21 protein-coding genes and 1 tRNA gene are annotated in these 22714 nt (G+C 49.1%); 13 read left to right on the top strand and 9 right to left on the bottom strand.

Annotation, left to right across the window (positions count from 1 at the left end; translation table 11 throughout):
• Positions 1-354 precede the first annotated feature (354 nt).
• The 10 genes from CWC46_RS22060 to CWC46_RS22015 all read left to right on the top strand — a co-directional run bounded on the left by CWC46_RS22060 (position 355) and on the right by CWC46_RS22015 (position 12595).
• Positions 355-431 (top strand) — tRNA-Met (locus tag CWC46_RS22060).
• A 227-nt stretch (positions 432-658) separates the two neighbouring features.
• Positions 659-1111, top strand: coding sequence for a ribosome maturation factor RimP (gene rimP / locus CWC46_RS22055; protein WP_021014378.1), 453 nt, complete (start codon positions 659-661; stop codon positions 1109-1111).
• A 21-nt stretch (positions 1112-1132) separates the two neighbouring features.
• On the top strand, positions 1133-2623 hold the full coding sequence (nusA, locus tag CWC46_RS22050; protein WP_021014379.1) for a transcription termination factor NusA: 1491 nt from the start codon (positions 1133-1135) through the stop codon (positions 2621-2623).
• Between the two features lie 25 nt (positions 2624-2648).
• Complete coding sequence (gene infB / locus CWC46_RS22045) at positions 2649-5351, top strand: translation initiation factor IF-2 (RefSeq protein WP_021014380.1); 2703 nt, start codon at positions 2649-2651, stop codon at positions 5349-5351.
• Positions 5352-5425: 74 nt separating this feature from the next.
• Positions 5426-5824, top strand: coding sequence for a 30S ribosome-binding factor RbfA (rbfA, locus tag CWC46_RS22040; RefSeq protein ID WP_021014381.1), 399 nt, complete (start codon positions 5426-5428; stop codon positions 5822-5824).
• Positions 5824-6774: a tRNA pseudouridine(55) synthase TruB gene (gene truB / locus CWC46_RS22035; protein WP_021014382.1), complete on the top strand. Its 951-nt coding sequence runs from the start codon at positions 5824-5826 to the stop codon at positions 6772-6774. The genes rbfA and truB overlap by 1 nt, the downstream gene beginning before the upstream one ends.
• 112 nt (positions 6775-6886) lie before the next feature.
• Positions 6887-7156 carry a 30S ribosomal protein S15 gene (rpsO, locus tag CWC46_RS22030; RefSeq protein WP_021014383.1) on the top strand — a complete coding sequence of 90 codons (270 nt, stop codon included), beginning with the start codon at positions 6887-6889 and terminating at the stop codon, positions 7154-7156.
• A gap of 254 nt (positions 7157-7410) precedes the next feature.
• Positions 7411-9534 (top strand): polyribonucleotide nucleotidyltransferase, encoded by a 2124-nt coding sequence (gene pnp / locus CWC46_RS22025; RefSeq protein WP_037380562.1) that lies wholly within the window; start codon positions 7411-7413, stop codon positions 9532-9534.
• Between the two features lie 124 nt (positions 9535-9658).
• Positions 9659-10543, top strand: a complete 885-nt coding sequence (gene nlpI, locus CWC46_RS22020; protein ID WP_021014385.1) for a lipoprotein NlpI — start codon at positions 9659-9661, stop codon at positions 10541-10543.
• Between the two features lie 177 nt (positions 10544-10720).
• On the top strand, positions 10721-12595 hold the full coding sequence (locus CWC46_RS22015; protein WP_021014386.1) for a DEAD/DEAH family ATP-dependent RNA helicase: 1875 nt from the start codon (positions 10721-10723) through the stop codon (positions 12593-12595).
• 49 nt (positions 12596-12644) lie between these two features.
• On the opposite strand, the gene CWC46_RS22010 is transcribed toward CWC46_RS22015, so the two are convergent.
• The 3 genes from CWC46_RS22010 to ubiU form a co-directional block, all read right to left on the bottom strand.
• Positions 12645-13667, bottom strand: coding sequence for a luciferase-like monooxygenase (locus CWC46_RS22010; protein WP_021014387.1), 1023 nt, complete (start codon positions 13665-13667; stop codon positions 12645-12647).
• Between the two features lie 138 nt (positions 13668-13805).
• Complete coding sequence (locus tag CWC46_RS22005; protein ID WP_021014388.1) at positions 13806-14684, bottom strand: U32 family peptidase; 879 nt, start codon at positions 14682-14684, stop codon at positions 13806-13808.
• Positions 14685-14692: 8 nt separating this feature from the next.
• A complete protein-coding gene (ubiU, locus tag CWC46_RS22000) occupies positions 14693-15688 on the bottom strand; it encodes a ubiquinone anaerobic biosynthesis protein UbiU (RefSeq protein WP_021014389.1) in 996 nt (331 codons plus the stop codon).
• A 315-nt stretch (positions 15689-16003) separates the two neighbouring features.
• Between ubiU and ubiT the strand changes: the two genes are divergently transcribed.
• Positions 16004-16528, top strand: a complete 525-nt coding sequence (gene ubiT / locus CWC46_RS21995; RefSeq protein WP_021014390.1) for a ubiquinone anaerobic biosynthesis accessory factor UbiT — start codon at positions 16004-16006, stop codon at positions 16526-16528.
• Positions 16522-17025, top strand: coding sequence for a GNAT family N-acetyltransferase (locus tag CWC46_RS21990; protein WP_021014391.1), 504 nt, complete (start codon positions 16522-16524; stop codon positions 17023-17025). The genes ubiT and CWC46_RS21990 overlap by 7 nt, the downstream gene beginning before the upstream one ends.
• On the opposite strand, the gene CWC46_RS21985 is transcribed toward CWC46_RS21990, so the two are convergent.
• Together CWC46_RS21985 and CWC46_RS21980 are read right to left on the bottom strand one after the other, a co-directional pair.
• Positions 17012-17332, bottom strand: coding sequence for a GIY-YIG nuclease family protein (locus tag CWC46_RS21985; protein WP_021014392.1), 321 nt, complete (start codon positions 17330-17332; stop codon positions 17012-17014). The genes CWC46_RS21990 and CWC46_RS21985 overlap by 14 nt on opposite strands.
• A gap of 758 nt (positions 17333-18090) precedes the next feature.
• Complete coding sequence (locus CWC46_RS21980; RefSeq protein ID WP_021014393.1) at positions 18091-18489, bottom strand: darcynin family protein; 399 nt, start codon at positions 18487-18489, stop codon at positions 18091-18093.
• 208 nt (positions 18490-18697) lie between these two features.
• Here CWC46_RS21980 and CWC46_RS21975 point away from each other — a divergent pair, with 208 nt between their 5' ends.
• Entirely contained in the window at positions 18698-19015 is a 318-nt protein-coding gene (locus tag CWC46_RS21975; protein ID WP_021014394.1) for a hypothetical protein, read from the top strand.
• A 280-nt stretch (positions 19016-19295) separates the two neighbouring features.
• On the opposite strand, the gene lsrG is transcribed toward CWC46_RS21975, so the two are convergent.
• The 4 genes from lsrG to lsrD form a co-directional block, all read right to left on the bottom strand.
• Complete coding sequence (lsrG, locus tag CWC46_RS21970) at positions 19296-19586, bottom strand: (4S)-4-hydroxy-5-phosphonooxypentane-2,3-dione isomerase (protein WP_021014395.1); 291 nt, start codon at positions 19584-19586, stop codon at positions 19296-19298.
• Positions 19587-19664: 78 nt separating this feature from the next.
• A complete protein-coding gene (lsrF, locus tag CWC46_RS21965) occupies positions 19665-20540 on the bottom strand; it encodes a 3-hydroxy-5-phosphonooxypentane-2,4-dione thiolase (RefSeq protein WP_021014396.1) in 876 nt (291 codons plus the stop codon).
• Positions 20541-20610: 70 nt separating this feature from the next.
• On the bottom strand, positions 20611-21630 hold the full coding sequence (lsrB, locus tag CWC46_RS21960) for an autoinducer 2 ABC transporter substrate-binding protein LsrB (protein ID WP_021014397.1): 1020 nt from the start codon (positions 21628-21630) through the stop codon (positions 20611-20613).
• Between the two features lie 68 nt (positions 21631-21698).
• Positions 21699-22700, bottom strand: a complete 1002-nt coding sequence (lsrD, locus tag CWC46_RS21955; RefSeq protein ID WP_021014398.1) for an autoinducer 2 ABC transporter permease LsrD — start codon at positions 22698-22700, stop codon at positions 21699-21701.
• Positions 22701-22714: the final 14 nt, after the last annotated feature.

Here is a 22714-nt window from a genome sequence, read left to right as displayed (position 1 = left end):
CGGCAATGAACAATATTATCCCAAACATTATCCGTGAATGTCGGCTGCGAGATGATTGCCTGTTTTCCTTATTGTCTTTCATAGACATTGAGTGAGGTTGTGGGTATTATGCCCACCGCATCAGAAACCCTGAGTTGTAATTTATCGCCGCTGTTATTGACTTTATTAATAGTAGATAACGAAGGACACAATCAGGGATAAGTATATGGATGAGGATTCATTACGATAAGGTCTTGACAGGTCTCCTTGTGTTTCAATACGATAGGCCAAATCTTCAAGTCTCGTCCTTGTACCAATCCTAGAGATAACTTGCATTTTTGCGGTTGTCAGCGTATTATTTGCCACGTTTTCGGACGCGGGGTGGAGCAGCTTGGTAGCTCGTCGGGCTCATAACCCGAAGGTCGTCGGTTCAAATCCGGCCCCCGCAACCACTTGATTTTCCCAATAAAGTTTTTTTTCACAAATAAACTGTTCTAGCGTGTCTTTGTATCACTTCCACAGTAAGTTTTGAAAAAATCCTTAACGGAAAACTACACCGCGCTGTATAGGCGGTATATAGGGTCCAGTTACTAAAAGCCTCGATATATCGGGGTTTTTTGTTATTTGACAGCAGAATTACTGGGCTATTAAGCCCTTTTTTTATGTCTTGGGGGTGGACTTGTCCACATTAGAGCAAAAATTAACAGAGATGATTTCAGCACCTGTTGAAGCATTAGGTTATGAACTGGTGGGTATTGAATTCATTCGGGGTCGCCAATCGACGCTGCGTATCTATATTGATAGTGACGATGGGATCACTGTTGATGATTGTGCTGATGTTAGCCATCAGGTCAGTGCAGTGTTGGATGTTGAAGACCCCATATCCGTCGCCTATAACCTGGAAGTGTCGTCTCCAGGGCTGGATCGCCCTTTATTCACTGCTGATCATTATGTACATTTTATTGGTGAAGAAGTGATAGTCGTGCTGCGTATGGCAGTCCAGAATCGCCGTAAGTGGCAGGGAGTAATTAAATCCGTAGAAGGTGAGATGATCTCTGTAACAGTGGAAGGCAAAGACGAAGTGTTCGCACTGAGCAACATCCAGAAAGCGAATCTGGTACCCCACTTTTAAAGTTTGGATGAGGCAACTAGGATGAATAAAGAGATTCTGGCTGTTGTTGAAGCGGTTTCAAACGAAAAAGCCGTTCCGCGCGAGAAAATTTTTGAAGCGCTGGAAACAGCATTAGCAACAGCAACTAAGAAAAAGTATGAACAGGAAATTGAAGTCCGTGTCTGTATTGACCGTAAAACAGGGGACTTTGATACATTTCGTCGCTGGCTGGTAGTGAATGAAGTCACTTTACCAACACGTGAGATCACCCTGGAAGCGGCACAGTTTGATGATCCTACCGTCGGGCTGGGTGGTTATATTGAGGACCAGATTGAATCTGTCACCTTCGATCGGATCACTACTCAAACAGCCAAGCAGGTTATTGTTCAGAAGGTTCGTGAGGCTGAACGGGCGATGGTTGTCGAACAGTTCCGTGAACAGGAAGGTGAAATCGTAACCGGTGTAATCAAGAAAGTGAGTCGTGATAATATTTCCCTGGATCTGGGGAATAACGCCGAAGCGGTTATTGGCCGTGAAGATATGCTTCCCCGTGAGAATTTTCGTCCAGGTGACCGTGTGCGAGGCGTGCTTTATTCCGTTCGTCCAGAAGCCCGTGGAGCGCAGTTGTTTGTTAGCCGTTCTCGCCCGGAAATGCTGATTGAGCTTTTCCGCATTGAAGTACCGGAAATTGGTGAGGAACTCATTGAAATCAAAGCTGCGGCACGTGATCCAGGATCTCGTGCGAAAATCGCAGTTAAAACCAATGATAAGCGTATCGATCCGGTAGGCGCCTGCGTAGGTATGCGTGGTGCGCGCGTACAGGCAGTCTCTAGTGAACTGGGTGGTGAGCGTGTTGATATTGTGCTATGGGATGATAATCCGGCACAGTTTGTTATTAATGCAATGGCTCCGGCAGATGTGGCATCTATCGTGGTAGATGAAGACAACCATACCATGGATATCGCTGTTGAAGCTGGCAACCTGGCTCAGGCTATCGGCCGTAACGGACAAAACGTGCGTTTGGCTTCTCAGCTCAGTGGCTGGGAATTGAACGTGATGACCATAGAAGATCTTCAGGAGAAACATCAGGCTGAAGCTCATGCAGCAATCGATATCTTCACTAAATATCTGGATATTGATGAAAATTTCGCCACACTTTTAGTGGAAGAGGGTTTCTCTTCGCTGGAGGAGCTGGCTTATGTACCGATCAAAGAGTTGCAAGAAATTGACGATCTGGATGAAGAAATCGTTGAATCTCTGCGTGAGCGTGCAAAAGCCGCATTGACCACGTTGGCGCTGGCGCGTGAAGAAAGCCGTGGTGATGTTCAGCCGGCCGATGATTTGCTCAGTTTGCCTGGTTTGTCCCGTGAAATGGCATTCAAACTGGCTGCATGTGGTGTATGTACGTTGGAAGATCTTGCTGAGCAGGGCGTCGACGACCTGGCAGATGTTGAAGGGCTTGATGAAAAAAGAGCCGGTGAGCTAATTATGGCTGCACGTAATATCTGTTGGTTTGGTGACGACAACGAATAACAAACTGTAGCAGGAAAGGAACAGCATGACAGATGTAACCATAAAATCGCTGGCCGCAGAGATTCAGACTTCGGTTGACCGCCTGATACAGCAATTTGCTGATGCGGGAATTACCAAGTCTGCTTCAGACTCTGTGGCGCAGCACGAGAAAGAAGCACTGCTGACGTACCTGAACCGTGAACGCGGTAGTGCATCAAGCAAATTGACATTACAACGTAAAACACGTAGCACATTAAATATTCCGAGCACCGGCGGTAAGAGTAAATCGGTGCAGATTGAAGTCCGCAAGAAACGCACTTATGTAAAACGCGATCCACTGGATGCCCAACAGGCTGAAGAGGAAGAGCTGGCACGGCGTGAAGCGGAAGAACAGGCACAACGCATTGCTGAAGAGCAAGCTAAACGTGAAGCTGAAGAAAAAGCTAAACGTGAAGCCGCTGAGAAGGCAAAACGCGCTGCTGAAGAGCAAGCCAAACGTGAAGCCGCCGAAAAAGCTAAGCGTGATGTAGCGGAAAAAGAAAAAGTGATCAATCAACAGAATGACAGTACGACCAAACCAGCCCAGTCTGAGAAAGCTCGACGTGAAGCTGAAGCGGCTGAACTCAAGCGCAAAGCAGAAGAAGCGGCACAGATGAAAGTTGAAGAAGAAGCCCAGCGTATTGCTGAAGAAGCCCGTCGCATGGCGACAGAGAACGCCGGACTTTGGGAAGCACAAAGCACACCAGTTGTTACCGAGGATGCTGACTACCACGTAACAACATCTCATCATGCGCGTGAAGCTGAAGATGAGAATGACCGCAAGGTTGAAGGTGAACGTCGTAGCCGTAGCCGTAAGGTGACCAAACAGAAAAAAGGTAATCGTCTGTCTGAGTCCAAGGCTGATCGTGAAGAGGCACGTGCCGTCCGTGGTGGTAAGGGCAAACGTAAGCCAAGCACACTGCAGCAGGGGTTCAATAAACCAGCGCAGGCTGTCAACCGTGATGTGGTCATCGGTGAAACCGTTACGGTTGCCGAATTGGCCAATAAAATGGCGGTGAAAGGCTCTCAGGTCATCAAAACCATGATGAAACTTGGCGCTATGGCGACTATTAACCAGGTTATCGATCAGGAAACAGCACAACTGGTTGCGGAAGAAATGGGTCACAAAGTGATTCTTCGCCGTGAAAACGAGTTGGAAGAAGCGGTAATGAGTGACCGTGATACTGGCGTTGCACCCGAATCTCGTGCACCGGTAGTGACTATCATGGGACATGTTGACCACGGTAAAACTTCACTGCTGGATTATATTCGCTCTACTAAAGTCGCAGCTGGCGAAGCGGGTGGGATTACTCAGCATATAGGTGCTTATCACGTAGAAACCGGAAACGGGATGATTACTTTCCTGGATACTCCGGGGCATGCCGCGTTTACCGCTATGCGTGCACGTGGTGCTCAGGCAACAGATATCGTGGTTCTCGTGGTTGCAGCTGACGATGGCGTTATGCCTCAGACTATTGAAGCAATCCAGCATGCCAAAGCAGCTAAAGTCCCGGTCGTTGTTGCTGTTAACAAAATTGATAAACCAGAAGCTGATCCAGACCGTGTGAAAAATGAATTGTCCCAGTACGGCGTTATGCCGGAAGAGTGGGGCGGTGAGTCTCAGTTTGTACATGTGTCGGCAAAAGCCGGTACGGGTATTGATGAGTTGTTGGATGCAATCCTGTTACAGTCCGAAGTTCTGGAACTGAAGGCGATCCGTAGCGGTATGGCCAGTGGTGTCGTGATTGAGTCCTTCCTGGATAAAGGTCGTGGTCCGGTTGCAACTGTTCTGGTACGTGAAGGTACACTGAATAAAGGTGATATTGTTCTGTGTGGCTTTGAATATGGCCGAGTACGTGCAATGCGTGACGAACTGGGGCATGAAATTACAGAAGCTGGTCCGTCTATTCCAGTTGAAATTCTCGGCCTGTCAGGTGTACCTGCGGCCGGTGATGAAGCGACGGTCGTGCGCGATGAGAAGAAAGCACGTGAAGTGGCTCTCTATCGTCAGGGTAAATTCCGTGACGTTAAACTGGCTCGTCAGCAGAAATCCAAATTGGAAAATATGTTCGCTAACATGACCGAAGGTGAGGTTTCTGAGCTAAATATTGTTCTGAAATCTGATGTTCAAGGGTCTTGTGAAGCGATTTCTGATTCTTTGCTGAAACTGTCTACTGATGAAGTAAAAGTCAAAATCGTGGGCTCTGGTGTGGGCGGTATCACAGAAACCGACGCAACACTGGCTGCTGCGTCGAACGCGATTATTCTTGGTTTTAACGTTCGTGCTGATGCTTCTGCGCGTCGTGTCGTTGAGTCAGAAAGCGTGGATTTGCGTTATTACTCCGTCATTTATGATTTGATCGACGAAGTGAAACAGGCGATGAGCGGTATGCTGGCGCCAGAGTACAAGCAAGAAATCATCGGTATGGCCGAAGTGCGTGATGTCTTCAAGTCACCGAAGTTTGGTGCGGTTGCTGGCTGTATGGTGACCGAGGGTGTTGTTAAGCGTCACAACAAGATCCGCGTCCTGCGTGACAATGTGGTGATCTATGAAGGTGAGCTGGAGTCTCTGCGCCGCTTCAAAGATGACGTTAACGAAGTCCGTAACGGTATGGAATGTGGTATCGGTGTTAAGAACTATAACGACGTTCGCCCAGGCGACATGATCGAAGTGTTTGAAACTATTGAAATTAAACGCACTATCGCTTAATTTTTCCGATAACGTAATTTCATTTTTCCGTTCAGGGGGCTTAGTGCCCCCTGATTTTTCCCTGAGGATTCATCATGGCAAAAGAATTCAGTCGCACGCAGCGTGTGGCGCAGGAAATGCAAAAAGAAATCGCCATTATCATTCAGCGTGAAGTAAAAGATCCGCGTGTGGGCATGGCCACAGTTTCTGGTGTCGAGGTCTCGCGTGATTTGGCCTATGCCAAGATTTTTGTGACTTTTTTAAATGATAATGAGCCGGAACAGGTTAAAACAGGCCTGAAGGCATTACAGGATGCTTCTGGTTTTATCCGGATGTTGTTGGGTAAGGCTATGCGTTTACGTGTGGTTCCGGAATTGACTTTTGCTTATGACAATTCCCTGGTGGAAGGGATGCGTATGTCCAATCTGGTGACCAATGTTGTTAGAAAGGATATTGAGCGTCGCTCTTCTTCCGACGATGATCAGGAGGATTAATGGGGCGTCCTCGTCGTCGCGGCCGAGATATAAACGGTGTGTTATTGCTAGATAAGCCACAGAATATATCGTCTAACGATGTACTACAAAAAGTAAAGCGTATCTTCAATGCCAACAGAGCAGGCCATACGGGGGCGTTGGATCCGCTGGCAACAGGAATGCTGCCGATTTGTCTGGGAGAAGCGACCAAGTTTTCCCAGTATCTGTTGGATTCAGATAAACGTTATCGTGTTATTGCCCGGTTGGGGCAGCGCACTGATACTTCTGATGCTGACGGTAATGTGATCGAAGAACGCCCGGTTACGTTCACTGGTGATGAGCTGGCACATGCGCTAGATGGATTTCGCGGCACTATCCAGCAGATTCCATCCATGTATTCCGCACTCAAGTATCAGGGTCGACCGTTATATGAGTATGCCCGTCAAGGGCTGGTGGTTCCGCGTGAAGCACGGGAAATCACTGTCTATGAGTTGTTGTTTATCCGCTGGGAAGGGGATGAGCTGGAGCTGGAAATTCATTGCTCCAAAGGCACTTATATTCGTACCATTATTGACGATTTAGGTGAAAAGCTTGGTTGTGGTGCACATGTCATTTACCTGCGTCGTTTACAGGTAGCAAATTACCCTATCGAGCGAATGATAACGCTGGAGCAGCTTAACGGATTGCTGGATCAGGTGGATGCATCTTCACTAATGTCGGCACTGGATGCACAGTTACTGCCTATGGATAGTCCGGTACAAGCGTTTCCTGAAGTGAATCTTTCTCTAGTGATGGCAGGATATTTGAAGCTGGGCCAGGCTGTTAGAACTGCCGGGGCGCCACTGTCGGGTATGGTGCGCATTACTGAAGGTGAAGAGCATAAATTTATCGGTATGGGTGAGATGGACGTTGAAGGCCGTGTGGCACCACGGCGTTTGGTGGTCGAACACGCAGAGCCGGCTATCCAGTGAGCATCTTGCTATCGTAAGGCGCTACGAGTAGAATAACCCGGCTTAAATCTTGGGTGGCTGAATTAGAGATCGGCGCCTTGTTTTTTTTATTTATAATGTTCTGGAGTTTACTATGTCTCTAAGCGTTGAAGCTAAAGCTAAAATCGTTTCGGAATTCGGTCGTGATACTAACGACAGTGGTTCTACTGAAGTTCAGGTTGCTTTGTTGACTGCGCAGATTAATCATCTGCAAGGCCATTTTGCTGAGCATAAAAAAGATCACCACAGTCGTCGCGGTCTGCTGCGCATGGTTTCGCAGCGTCGTAAGCTGTTGGACTATCTGAAGCGTAAAGATGTAGCGCGTTATACCAGCTTGATTGAACGTCTGGGCCTGCGTCGCTAATCTGGCGAGTTTCAGTGGGAAGGGGCCTCTTGCGGCCCCTTTCTTCTAGGAAGGTCTAGTAAAACAGAGTAATGTATTGTGTTTTAAACAGGATCCGTTATTACAGCGATTCGCGCGGCTAATGAGAGGCTTTATCTGCAAAGGCAGACTGAAGGTTGTCATTAGTCGCGAGGATGTAGTGACTGGATCGGGTGTTAACTTGGCGTGAATTCGTCCCCTAATCACGCACATAGCATATGGTGAAGGATATAATTTTGCTGAATCCGATCGTACGTAAATTCCAATATGGTCAACACACTGTCACTCTGGAAACAGGGATGATGGCGCGTCAGGCTACTGCTGCTGTTATGGTTAGTATGGATGACACTGCAGTATTTGTGACGGTAGTGGGTGCTAAACACGCTAAACCTGGTCAGGACTTTTTCCCGCTAACTGTCAACTATCAGGAGCGTACTTACGCTGCTGGCCGTATCCCGGGTGGTTTTTTCCGTCGAGAAGGTCGTCCGAGTGAAGGCGAAACCCTGATCTCCCGCCTGATTGACCGTCCTATTCGTCCGCTGTTCCCAGATGGTTTTGTGAACGAAGTTCAGGTTATTGCCACGGTGGTGTCGGTGAATCCGCAAGTAAGCCCGGATATCGTTGCCATGATCGGTGCTTCTGCTGCGTTGAGCCTGTCTGGTATTCCGTTCAATGGTCCTATCGGTGTCGCTCGTGTTGGTTATATCAACGACCAGTATGTGCTGAACCCGACTATTGATGAACTGAAAGAAAGTCGTCTGGATCTGGTTGTGGCCGGTACCCAGGGGGCTGTACTGATGGTTGAATCCGAAGCTGACTTATTAAGTGAAGATCAGATGTTGGGTGCCGTTGTCTTTGGTCATGACCAGCAGCAGGTAGTTATTGAGAACATCAAGGCGCTGGTTGCTGAAGCAGGTAAACCGAAATGGGACTGGTCGTCTCCGAAAGTGAATGCTGCATTGCAGAGTCGTGTACAGGCGCTGTCTGAAGCCCGTTTAGGTGATGCTTATCGCATTATTGAAAAGCAAGAGCGTTACGCACAGGTTGATGCTATCAAAGCTGAAGTTACTGCGGTGTTATTGGCAGAAGATGCTACGCTGGATGAAGATGAAATCCGCGACATTTTGGGCAGCATTGAGAAAAATGTGGTTCGTAGTCGAGTGTTACGTGGTGAACCGCGTATTGATGGTCGTGAAAAAGACATGATCCGTGGTCTGGATGTGCGTACCGGTGTGTTGCCGCGTACTCATGGTTCTGCTCTGTTTACCCGTGGTGAGACACAAGCGTTGGTGACCGCTACATTGGGTACTGAGCGTGATGCTCAGAATATTGATGAACTGACCGGTGAACGCACTGATCGTTTCATGTTGCACTACAATTTCCCTCCGTATTCCGTAGGTGAGACTGGTATGGTCGGATCACCGAAGCGTCGTGAGATCGGTCATGGCCGTCTGGCAAAACGTGGTGTTCTGGCTGTTATGCCGAAAGCGAGTGAATTCCCGTATACCGTGCGTGTGGTATCCGAAATTACCGAATCTAATGGCTCCTCTTCTATGGCGTCTGTTTGTGGTGCCTCTTTGGCATTGATGGATGCTGGTGTGCCGATTAAAGCCGCTGTAGCGGGTATCGCTATGGGATTGGTAAAAGAAGGCGACAGTTATGTTGTCTTGTCCGATATTCTTGGTGACGAAGACCACTTGGGCGATATGGACTTTAAAGTGGCTGGTAGCCGTGATGGTGTAACCGCGCTGCAGATGGACATCAAGATTGAAGGCATTACCCGTGAAATCATGCAAGTTGCGCTGAATCAGGCAAAAGGTGCCCGTTTGCATATTCTGGGTGTGATGGAGCAAGCAATCAGCATACCGCGTGGTGAAATCTCTGAGTTCGCACCGCGTATTCATACGATCAAGATCAGTACTGACAAGATCAAGGATGTTATTGGTAAAGGCGGTTCTGTTATCCGTGCATTGACCGAAGAGACTGGCACTACCATCGAAATTGAAGATGACGGTACAGTGAAAATCGCGTCAACGGATAGCGAGAAGGCAAAACATGCCATTCGCCGTATCGAAGAGATTACCGCTGAGATTGAAGTCGGTCGGATTTATCAAGGTAAAGTGACCCGTATTGTAGACTTTGGTGCTTTCGTAGCTATCGGTGGTGGTAAAGAAGGTTTGGTACACATTTCTCAAATCGCTGATAAGCGTGTTGAGAAAGTGACTGATTATCTGCAAATGGGTCAGGAAGTTCCGGTTAAAGTACTGGAAGTTGATCGCCAGGGACGAGTTCGTCTGAGCATTAAAGAAGCCAATGCCCAGCCTCAGGAATCGGTTTCCGTTTCCGGGGAAGAAGAATAACAGCTAATCAGTTTGCAGCTCCTTACAGTGTGAAGGAGCTGCGTGTATTATAAGGAAAGGATATCCTTATACTGAGCAGTCGGGGACAGGATGTTCATACAATGTTTGTCTTCGGGAGTAGGAAATGAAGCCTTTCTTGCGCTGGTGTTATGTTGCGACAGCAATCATGCTGGCAGGATGCAGCAACACAGATTGGCGCAAAGATGTAGTATTGGCAGTTCCATTACAACCCACTTTGCAACAGGAAGTGATTCTGGCTCGCATGGAACAGATCCTGGCGAGTCGGGCTCTTACCCCCGACGAGCGAGCGCAGCTATTATATGAGCGCGGAGTGCTGTATGATAGCTTGGGGTTACGGGCATTGGCGCGAAATGATTTTTCACAAGCGCTCTCTATCCGTCCCGATATGCCTGAAGTATTTAATTATTTGGGTATTTACTTAACGCAGGCAGGCAATTTTGATGCTGCCTATGAAGCGTTTGATTCTGTATTAGAGCTTGATCCAACTTACAATTATGCGCGTTTGAATCGGGGGATCGCCTTATACTATGGTGGTCGTTACCTGTTAGCGCAGGATGATCTGCTGGCGTTTTATCGAGACGATCCTAATGATCCTTTTCGTTCCTTGTGGCTGTATCTTGTGGAGAGAGAAATTAATCCCGAGAAGGCCAATGCAGCGTTAAAAGCGCGCTATGAGGAAGCGAAGAAAGGTGTGTGGGGATGGGATATTGTCGAATTCTACCTGGGCAACATCAGCGAAAAAACGCTGATGCAGCGTGTACAGGAAGAAGCTACGGATAACACTTCGCTCGCTGAGCATCTCAGTGAAACTGACTTCTATTTAGGTAAACATTACCTAAGTCTGGGGGACAAGAACACCGCTTTGGCGCTGTTCAAGCTGACGGTTGCTAACAACGTTCATAACTTTGTTGAGCACCGCTATGCGTTGTTGGAATTGGCGCAGTTAGGCCAAGAGCAAGACGACCTATCAGGATCGGACCAGCAATAGCTGACGAACATCTATCAGCCTGAAATCAGGATGATTTCTATCGCCTTTATGGGCGAGGCTTTTTTGTTCGCTTTTTAATCCAATTTGAGCCGGTTCACACTTTTCAATGAAAATGATTGAATGTTTTCTCGACAAGTTATGTAGACTGGCCGCCATTATGAAATGAGGCACGTTTACATGGCTGAGTTTGAAATTTCTTTTGCTAGCTTGGGGCTATCCGCTCCAATTATTAATGCCCTGTCAGATCTGGGTTACGAAAAACCATCACCCATTCAGGCAGAATGTATCCCTCATCTGCTCAACGGCCGTGATGTGCTGGGTATGGCACAGACCGGGAGTGGTAAAACAGCGGCATTCGCTTTGCCGTTATTACAGAATATTAACGTAGATTTAAAAGCACCGCAGATGCTGGTGCTGGCCCCAACCCGCGAGCTGGCGGTGCAGGTGGCTGAAGCCTGTAGTGATTTTGCCAAGCATATGCATGGCGTCAACGTAGTAGCGTTATATGGCGGTCAACGCTATGACGTACAGCTGCGTGCGTTGCGTCAGGGGCCTCAGATTGTCGTGGGTACGCCCGGACGTCTGCTGGATCATCTGAAGCGCGGCACGCTGAGTCTGTCCAATCTTAGTGGATTGGTACTGGATGAAGCTGATGAAATGCTGCGTATGGGCTTTATTGAAGATGTAGAAAACATCATGGCGCAGATCCCGGCTGAGCATCAGACGGCGCTGTTCTCTGCAACGATGCCGGAAGCGATCCGTCGCATTACTCGTCGGTTCATGAAGGATCCACAAGAAGTCCGTATTCAGTCCAGCGTTACTACTCGCCCAGACATTAGCCAGAGTTACTGGACGGTGCATGGTGCGCGCAAAAACGAAGCATTGATCCGTTTCCTGGAAGCAGAAGATTTTGATGCGGCGATTATTTTTGTCCGTACCAAAAACGCAACGTTGGAAGTGGCAGAAGCGCTAGAGCGCAGCGGTTACAATAGTGCCGCACTGAACGGTGACATGAATCAGGCATTGCGTGAACAAACGCTGGAACGTCTTAAAGATGGTCGCTTGAATCTTCTGATTGCAACGGATGTGGCGGCTCGTGGTCTTGATGTGGACCGTATTAGTCTAGTCGTCAACTACGACATCCCGATGGATGAAGAATCTTATGTCCACCGTATTGGTCGTACGGGTCGTGCGGGTCGTGCGGGTCGTGCGCTGTTGTTTGTAGAGAATCGTGAACGTCGCCTGCTGCGCAATATTGAGCGCACCATGAAGCTGACTATCCCGGAAGTGGAATTACCGAATGCAGAGCTGCTGGGGCAGCGTCGTTTGGCCAAGTTTGCTTCTAAAGTGCAACAGCAGTTGGAAAGCAGTGATCTGGATATGTACCGTGCGCTGTTGGCCAAGTTGCAGCCACAGGATGAGTTTGATATGGAAACGCTGGCTGCGGCGTTACTGAAAATGGCTCAAGGTGAGCGTCCGCTGATTCTGCCGCCGGATCCGGTGATTGATCGTCGTCCACGCCGTGAATCTCGTGATCGTGATGAATCACCACGTGGTGAGCGTCGTCGTGATGGCCGTGGCGAAGCACGTGACGGGGAACGTCCTCCGCGTCGTGAACGCCGTGATGTGGGTGACATGGAGTTGTACCGCATTGAAGTGGGTCGTGATGATGGTGTTGAAGTACGTCACATCGTGGGTGCCATTGCTAATGAAGGCGATATCAGTAGCCGCTACATCGGTAACATCAAGTTGTTTGCTACCCATTCCACTATTGAGCTGCCGAAAGGAATGCCGGGTGACCTGTTGTCGCACTTTACCCGTACACGCATCCTGAACAAGCCAATGAATATGCAACTGATGGGTGATGCTCAGCCACATGAACGTCGCGAACGTGGTGGTGCAGGTGCAACACCGGCTCGCGGTGGTCGTTCTTTCAGTGATCGCCCCGCAGGCGCTGGCCGTCCTTTTAGTGGCGAACGCCGTGAAGGTGGTGGCGAACGTCGCGGTGGTGGCCGTGATGGTCAACGCGCACCGCGTCGCAGCGAAGCATAATGCAATAATGCAGTGAATTGAAACCAGCCTTCGGGCTGGTTTTTTATTGTCAGTTTATCTGGTTTTCCTGAATGACTTCTTCCCGCAATCCCGCGATCATTTCAAATGAATGTAATCGAGCCTGATGATCAAAGATCTGGCCATTAATCATGATTTCATTGACCTGTGTTTCCCTCAGCAACGTTTGCAAACCATGACGAACTTTACTGCGATCTCCCACTATCGACAGCCGCAATGTCTGCTCTACCATAAACTGTTCGGCTGCTGTCCAGAGTGCGGACATATCCTCTACTGGTGCAGGTAATGGGCCAGGGTTACCTCGTCTCAGGTTGATAAACTGCTGCTGCATGGACGTAAACAGGAAACGGGCATCACGATCGCTATTGGCGGCTACCACATTCACGCAGACCATCGCATAGGGTTCGGGAAAACGGTCTGATGGACGAAAAGTGCTGCGATAGATTTGCAAGGCTTGCAACAGCATATCGGGTGCAAAATGCGCTGCGAACGCAAAAGGTAATCCCATTGAGGCAGCTAGCTGGGCGCTATACAAACTGGAACCGAGCAACCAGATGGGGACATTTAATCCTTGGCCGGGAACGGCCTGTACTGGTTGATCGGGTTGCGTGGCGGTGAAATAGCGTTGAAGTTCCTGTACGTCACGGGGAAAATCATCCATCTCGGCATTTAGGTGACGACGCAACGCCAGCATGGTGCGCTGATCAGTACCGGGAGCCCGTCCCAGCCCCAAATCGATACGACCGGGATACAGGGATTCCAGCGTACCGAACTGTTCTGCAATCACCAGTGGTGAGTGATTGGGCAGCATTACGCCACCGGAACCGAGCCGGATACGGTGCGTTCCACCAGCAAGGTAGCCAATCAATACCGAGGTGGCGGCGCTGGCGATCCCCGTCATGTTATGGTGTTCAGCCAGCCAATAGCGATGGTAGCCCCATTGTTCCACGTGTTGAGCCAGATCCAGCGAATGATGGAAAGCATCGCGTGGCGTAGCACCCTGCGGAATGGGAGCCAAATCAAGAACGGAAAAGGGAACAGTATGTGATGGCATAAGCATGGCTCGCCTGATTACGTGCTGACCTGACAGCGATCAGTCAATGAATGAGAGTAATTAATATTACTCAATATTCAGGAGATGACGCAGGATGAAGTGTGCGGGAGAGGGCTATCCCCCGCAATGTGATTGATATTATTGAACCAATTCTAACCCGGCTACCCGTTTCCAGTAACCGTTGCACTCCACCTGGTTTTCCAGCGTGAGTGGGTGCAATCCTTGTTCGTTGGCGCGGAATTTATCCAGCATTATCAGCGTTTCCGTGCTTTGTGGTGAGAGGCGGACGATATCCACCAGTCCTTGCATTGATGTCAGCTCATTGCCAAGGTTATAACAGTAACCGCTTTGGGTCTGGATGCCGTTCAGCACAAATACCTGCTGGTTTTCCTGCGATAATACATCACGACCCTGCGGGTAGTTGATACAGCAGGTATCGCACTCATCTTTGGCACGATTTTCCGATCGAGCAGTGAAACAGCGAGCGGAGTAGGCCAGTGGGAGATGACCGTAGCTCAGGACTTCCACTTCGAACTGATGACGGAATCCCAGTTCATCACACTGATTCAACAGATGTTGCAGCCAGTCACGGGATAATTCTACCGGCATGCACCAGCGTACCATTCCCTGTTTGTGCAGCAGTCGCAGAGTATAGGCGTTGTAGCAGTTCAGTGCATGACCAGCGACAAAAGGCAACTGATGTTCTGCCGCCATATTGACTGCGCCAAGGTCATTCGCTTCCAACAAGAAATCACCATTTTCGACATAGCGCTTCAGTTCGTTCAGTTCAGAGGGCGCCTGTAACAGTGCCAGGGTGGAAATCACTACCTGTTTGCCACGGGTGGCAACCTGACGAGCCAGGTCGAGCCAATCGTTCACTTTCATGCCACGGCGTTTACTGCACACGGTTTCGCCGAGGTAGATAATATCCGCACTGCTGGATATCGCTGCCTGATAGAACGCCTCAATATCGGCTTTGGGCCAGTAGTAGAGAATGGGTCCCAATGCGTATTTCATATCTTCTCCTACTGCCATTTACGGTGATAAGCACCGAGAGTGGTTTGTGTCCCTTCGGCTACCGCACCCAGCGAATCCATCCATTCCTGCGTCGGTACGAAACTCTCCGGCGCAGCCTGACAACGATCAATCGCTTCTCGCCATACGCGGGTTATCTGGCTGACATAAGCTGGGCTGCGCTGACGGCCTTCAATTTTTACCGAGGCAATATTGGACGCCATCAGTTCCGGTAGCAGTTCCAGTGTATTCAGGCTGGTGGGCTCTTCCAGCGCGTGATAGCGCTGGCCATCCACCAGATACCGACCCTTGCACAAGGTAGGGTAACCGGCGTTTTCATCATCCTGATAGCGGTCAATCAAGACGTTATTGAGACGGGATTCCATACCGTGATCGGTTTGCTGCCAGCGCACGAAACGTGCCGGTGAGCAGGCACCAACGGTATTGGGCGACTCACCGGTCAGATAGGATGACAAATAGCAGCGTCCTTCGGCCATGATACACAGGCTACCGAAAGCGAATACTTCCAGCGGAACCGGGCTGGTACGTGCCAGTTGCTTCACTTGATGAATTGATAGCACGCGCGGCAGTACCACGCGGGAAACGTCGAAATGACGTTGATAAAAGCGGATGGCTTCTTCATTGGTGGCTGATGCCTGTACGGAAACGTGTCGTTCAATGTGGGGGTAGCGTTCTGCCGCATATTCCAGCATCGCCAGGTCGGCCAGAATCAACGCATCCGCACCGGTTTGCGCGGCCATATCTACTGCTCGCTGCCAACGTTGATACCCATCGGGATGAGCAAAGGTGTTAATGGCGATATGCAGCTTGCGCCGGTGATGGCGTACATATTCGCAGGCTTCCTGAAGTTTTTTATCGGTAAAGTTGAGGCCAGCAAAATGTCGGGCATTCGTATCGTCTTTCAGCCCGATATAGACCGCGTCTGCACCATTATCGATAGCAGCTTTCAATGCTGGCAGATTGCCAGCGGGGCAAAGCAGTTCCATACAAATTCCTTCACACATCAAGGTTCCCCGATCGGATTCCCCCAGATGCGATCAATAACGTTGGCGGACTGATGAAGGTTGTTATCAGTCAATGAATGTTTTTAACGAAACAGAATATTAGTTAACCCGCTGGCACGGGACTTTGATTTAAACCAGCATATGTGCGATGAAAACAAGATTGATGTCGTCTATGTGTCGTGATTTCCACGATAACAGGTTAAATTATTGACATAGGCCTCTGCTGCATTTGTGTGATGTGGCAAAATGATGGCAAGATTATCAAGTAGGTCAGCATCGCTTTATAGGAGTACGCCAGTGTTGGAAAAACTACGGGCACAAATTGTGCGTCAAGGGCCGAGGTTATTGGGCAAACCACTGAAGTTCACGCCTTTTGCCTTGCAGCATCGGGTACTGGAACAACTGCTAACGTGGCAGTTTCGGCAAGCGCTGGAGGATGGTGAACTGGCGTTTCTGGAAGGCCGCTGGCTGAAAATAGACGTCCGTGATGTGGATTTACACTGGTTTATGACGCTGCAGGATAATCACCTGGTGGTGAGTCATAACGAAATGGCTGATGTTTGTTTTAGTGCCGATGCCAATGATTTGATCCTGATCGCTGCTCGAAAGGAAGATCCCGATACTCTGTTTTTCCAGCGTCGCCTGCGTATTGAAGGTGATACTGAGCTGGGGTTGTATGTGAAGAACCTCATGGATGCCGTTGAACTGGAAAATATGCCGGCGCCGTTGCGCGTCACATTGTTACAGCTGGCTGAATTTATTGCTGCGGGCTTGCAGGAGGGCGTGGATCAATCAACGGTACACGCATCGGCGTCATGCTAGTTCGGGTTGAAATTCCGGTTGATGCACCCGGCATTGACAGTTTGTTGCGGCAGGCATTTCCGACCGGTGCCGAGGCTGAGTTGGTGCGTCAATTGCGTGAAAATGGGCAACTGACCTTAGGCATCGTAGCGACTGATGATGAAGGTGGTGTGATTGGCTATGCTGCGTTCAGTCCCGTAACGATTGAAAATGAAGACCGGCAGTGGGTGGGGTTGGCACCGCTGGCAGTCGATGAACGCTTTCGGTGTCAGGGATTGGGGGAGCAACTGGTATATGAAGGGCTGGACGCACTCAACGAATTTGGTTATACCGCAGTGGTGGTATTAGGTAACCCGGCTTACTATTCCCGTTTTGGCTTTGTTCTGGCAATTGAACAACAGTTACGTTGCCGTTGGCCAGGTACAGAGAAATCGTTTCAGGTTTATCCGCTGGCGGATAATCATTTTGAAGGTACCAGCGGTTTGGTGGAGTATGCGGAGCCATTTAGCCATTTGTGAATGCGGAAAGAAATGCGGTTACTGTCTCGGGCTGGTCATGTACCAGCCTTTCTTTTTGCGCTTTGCTGAGCTGTTTGATGCGATATTCCCATTTCAGCGCGGTAGATCGATCTCCTGCAACACACTGATAAACCAGCACCAGTTCGCCTTTTCCCCGTAACGCTTTGGCACCTTTTCCGGTTTGATGCTGTGTCAGACGGCGTGGCACATCGGTAGTGATACCGGTATAGAGTAGTCCGCTGGCGGTACGCAGCATATAGAGAGACCAGCACGGTACGGGATTTTCAGTTATCACCTGATTCAACATGCTCAACCAGCGCAGTAAAGAGAAGAGTGCTTATTCTACGGTGTTATGCTTCTGAGGGAAGCAACGATATAAGCTAAAATTCTGGTATAAATTGGCAGAATGTAAACTCTGCCAATACCTGTTTTTTAATCTTTATTTATTAACAAGTACCGTTATTATAAAATAGAGAAAGTCGGCGGATTTTATGAGTGCTTAAAATTTATTATTAAACAGTGAGATAGTTTTAGATGGTTTCCGTACCTGCGAGGGTAAACCGTCATGAATGTAGTATTCCGGCTAACACAAATATCAAGCAGAATAAGTTATCGGATATAATAACCAGATTCGTTTGAAATTTTACAAACGAGAAAAAATAATCAAGGATAATTCATTCCGTCTGAATCGCTTATTCAATATGCCGCTCATTTTGAATCATCACCTATAAATTCGTTAACTCCCTGTATATGAGACCCTATTTTTTAATTTTTTTAAAAACAGACAGAATGGGCTTAAAATCCGAAATTGCATAAATCAGTGCAGATAGTACTTATGATGACAAACCGACCTATGGTGCTGCCCTGTGTAGCACAACACTAGCGTAAGTCTGGTGGCTCGAATCGGACGATTCAGTCAATATCTATTGGGCGCAGGCCGCCACGACAGGCGGCGATGGGCCGGGACGAGAGTTCCCTGCGTGATGTGACATCGGGGCCGGGGTATCGAGGCGAGGACAAATAGATGCTGAAGTGGCGTGTAACTGATGTGATGATAAATTGAAATTAAGTGCCTATATGAGATTTTTCTTCGAATTTCTTAAACCCATCTTCTATGGTTGGGATGATTTCTATCATCTCGAAGTAAGGTTTGGTTATCAGCGTGGAATCTCTCAGCCTTTCGATAGCGAAATAGAATGATTCCATGTCATCGGCGTGGAACATTGCCACATCAGTGCATTTCGTTGTGAATGCTTCAGCATCAAACATTCTTAACGATACTTTCCCGCCAGAAAGTACGGTAGGTATTACCCCATCAGCGATCCTGTTTCTCTCGCTTCGTGGCAGTCGTAGCCATTCTGTGGTGGTTTTTAATAATACAAAAACAGTAATCATAAGCGCTTGATCATTTTTATCTCCAGATGTTAGGAAAATACCGCTATCTGGATAAAAAGTGAAAGTCATAAATGTTTAATTTTATGACATTGTGGTTCCGTTGCGTTGAAAGTATCAGGGGATTGATGCAACGTTAAAATGTCACCTAATCCTGCAATATTGAATGTCACCTATATGAAGAAGATAGGCATCGGTAATAACAGCGTTCAGAACGGGATATGAAGCAAGATTTTTGCCTCTGTCAGACGGTGTTGCGCTACTAATGTGGAGAATATCTGTGAAAAAGTCATTTACGTTCGTTTATCTACTGCTGTTTTTGAGTGCTTTTACTGTATCAGCGGCAGGCTGGCCACCAGTAACCGGGGCGAAGGTGCCTGGGAATGCAATGGAGTTCCCGACCAAGCTGGAGCCGGTCAATTCCTCTCTGGAAACAATGCTCAATAAAGGAGCAGAGGTTGTGTCTTCTTATGTTGGTCAATATGGGCCGGTTGTTACCATCAAGAACAACAAGCACTATATTATTTGCATTCTCAAAGGTGCGGGAACCGGCTCCGATCAGAACGTGGCAACGTCTAAGTGCTACGCTATGAATTAGAGAGAAAAAGCCTGTATCTGCCTGCGGACGTTATGATAAGCATTATGGCGGTTTCCCGATCCGTTCAACGTGTGTAAACGAAAAGCCGTCTGGTAATTTCAGACCATATCCAGCAAGCTTGGCATAATGACATACGCTGGCGTGCAACAGCATATGTGCTGGGCCGTGGAGAGAGCACCCTGACATAGAAAACGTGTCAGTCACTGGGCAGGGAAAGGCTTATAGAAATAAGCGCTTTCCCTGAATGGTGGCGAGAGCCGAACCGGCGTTACTGCCTGTGCTAAGGCAACAGGCCAATAAATACGGTTTTCTTGCGTGGGCCGGTCATCAGTTCCTCCAGTTGCTCGACACATTTCAGGTAGTGCGGCGTTTGCTTATGGGCGGCGACGGCCTGTTCATCGACATACGCTTCATAGATATAAAAGCGGGTTGGGATATGTTCATCCCTGAGCACGTCAAAGCGTAAATTGCCGGCTTCTTTGATAGAGCCTTGATGATTGGCAGTAAAAACAGTCATGAATTGATCAATTTTGTCTTCTTTCACATTAATCTCGACGAGGGTAACGTGCATGCTTTTCTCCTTGTAGTTAGCGTGCCATCAGCTGCCAGACTGTCACGCTTTACCAACCGGTTGTTTTAGTGTTCCCGGTTAACCTTTTTCATGTAAGAACAGTTGGTAAGCCGCTTCTGCATTTTCATTTTCATGCACAATGGCATGAACAGCCTTCAACATGGCAATCGGGGCTTTTGACTGGAAAATATTGCGACCCATATCAACCCCGGAAGCCCCTTGATCAATGGCCTGATAGCACATTTCCAACGCATCATGTTCTGGCAGCTTTTTCCCGCCAGCAATCACGATAGGTACTGGACAACCGGCGGCAATGCGTTCAAAGCCACTATCGACATAATACGTCTTGATGATCTGCGCCCCCATTTCGGCAGCAATACGGGTTGCCAGCGAGAAGTAGCGTTGGTCGCGAGCCATATCTTTGCCTACGCCAGTCACCGCCATGGTTGGCATGCCATAACGCATTCCCTGATCAACCAGTTGGATGATGTTTTTAATTGACTGGTGCTCGTGTTCTGTACCGATATAAACCTGGGCGGCCGCCGCGCAGGCGTTGAGACGTAAAGCATCTTCCGTGGCGACAGCAACCGCTTCATTGGATAACTCGGTCAGAATTGAATTAGCGCCGGAGGCGCGCAATACGACCGGGCGATTGGCTGCTGCCGGAACAATGCTGCGTAAAATGCCGCGGGTGCACATTAATACGTCGGCATACTCAAACAGTGGCGCGATATTGATATCAATACGTTCCAGACCGGTAGTCGGCCCTTGAAAATAGCCATGATCGAATGCCAGCATCACAGTACGGTTGGTTTTGGGATTAAAAATGCGTGCCAGACGGGATTGCATGCCCCAATCCAGCGAGCCCGAACCTTTAAGCGCAAATTCAGGGTTCTTCTGTGGTACACCAATACCGAAATCTTTACCGTCTTTGATATCGTCTAAATCAGCCATCTTGAATTACTCCAACCGGAGGTGAAAAGTATCATTTCAGCCCACGACCGGAAGCCGCGGGCTACCGAGATTAAAAGTCGTACTTATTGATATTGTCTTTGGTGAAAATGACCCGCTGTGGCAGTAAGACGATACCGCTGCCTTTTGCCTCGTAGGTGTAGCCCTGAATACTGTTCGCGGAGACCTCAACGGTGCCAACGTTCGGGATATCAATCTTGTCCCCGACATTTAGCGTGCCTTTTTTCAGCATTTCATTGGCGACATAGACTGAGATTTTGCCTTGATCAACCACATCCCACAGGCCGAATTCCTTGACTGTGCCGCGCTCCACATACGGGCGCATCACATTCGGGGTACTGAATCCGACAATGGCCACATTGGTGCGTTTCAGGTTCTCTGCCGCCTGTGCCGCCGCTGGCAGGGCGTTTGCATCCGGGGCAATAATGGCATCCAAATCACTGTAGGCTTTTAAAATGCCCTCGGCGGTTTGCAGCGATTTGGTCGCGTCGTTATAACCGAACTGCGTGGTAACCACTTGCCAACCGGGGTGCTCTTGCTGAATTTTCTTCTTCGCTTCATTTACCCACTGATTCTGGTCGGTCACTGTCGGGCTGGAATAGAAGAAAGCCACTTTCGCCTTCTCCTTCTTCACCTGATGGGCGGCCATATCGACCAGCATCGACCCCAATTGATTAGGTGTTCCCTGATCAATATAAATGGAGCGGCATTCCGGCTTGGTGTCAGAATCCCAGGTCAGAATTTTTACGCCCCGTTGCATGGCGCGTTTTAGTGCCGGGCATAAACCATCGGGTGATACTGCCGAAACCACGATGGCGTTATAACCTTGATTAACAAAGTTATTGATCAATTGAACCTGACCGGACACGCTGGGTTCCGTCGGCCCATCGTAGGTGACATCCACCCCCAGCGACTTACCGGCCGCGATAGCACCGTTCCCGCCACTGGTGAAGAAACCCACCCCGACCAGTTTCGGGATAAAGGCGATGCGTTCTGTCGCTTGTGCAGTCGTGATGCAGGCAAATCCGAGGGTACAAACCAGTGCCAGCTTTTTTAATCTTTGTGGTTTCATTGCTATCTCCGAATCACTGTCTTGTTAGGGGTAGAGGTGTTGGCGATTTCAATACGAAAAAGAGGTCGTTAGATTACCGACCGTCTGGCGCGGCGGCGTTGCCACCATTCATTAATCAAATGTCTGTGCAGACTGATAGAACGTCCAACCACTACCAGAATCAGTAGTGCGCCAGACAGCGCGCTGGATATCTGGGTTGGCGTGCCAATCATCTGCAAACCTTGTTGTAAGTAACCCACCAGTAGTACTGCCAGTGCGGTACCGAGGATAGAGCCGGAACCGCCGTAGATGTTGGCACCGCCCAGCACCACGGCAGTGATGGCTGGCATCAGAAAAGAGGCTCCCAGGTCCGAGCGCGCGGAGCCGAAGTAAGACACCAGCAGGACGGCGGCAATGGCGGAGGCCATGCCAGTCAAGGCATACAACAGGTATAAGGTGCGGGCGATGGGGAGCGCACTGTAACGGGCTACCCGGCTGTTTTGTCCGATAAGAAAAATGTTGCGGCCACTGTGAGTGCAGTGCATCAGCAGCCAGAACAGCAGCACACACACCATAAATATCACCAGTGGCACTGGCAGGCCGAACAGTGTTTGGTTAGCGAAGTCCGTGAATGCCGTCGGGAAACCGCCAATACCTTCATAACCGGTCGCGCCGGAAAAACCGGACAGCAATAATGCGCTGCCGCCAAACAGATACATTGTTCCGAGTGTAATAACCAACGGGTTGACACCGGTATACAGAATCAAACCGGCATTAATTAAACCGCATAGCGCGCCGACGATCAGGGTTAACGGGATCGCCATACCCATCGGCACGCCAGCCTTAAACATCACGCCAAGGAATATGGCGCATAATCCGATGGTGGAACCGAATGAGATATCAATGCCGCCACTGACAATCACCATTGTCAGTGGCAGGGCCACAATCCCGATGCAGATAAAATCGCTGGTGCTGAACAGCAACACATTGATGTCCAACATGCGCGGATTTGAGAAACCGAACAGCAATATCTCCAACACCAGCAGTGCGCCCAGAGACAGTTCCCATCCGTAACGTCGATAGATACTCATCGCACTACCTCTTT

This window comes from Prodigiosinella confusarubida, assembly GCF_002847015.1.
Taxonomy (GTDB): Bacteria; Pseudomonadota; Gammaproteobacteria; order Enterobacterales; family Enterobacteriaceae; genus Prodigiosinella; species Prodigiosinella aquatilis.
The sequence above is the reverse complement of the archived record's forward strand: the minus strand, read 5'-3'. Positions and strand labels throughout refer to the sequence as shown.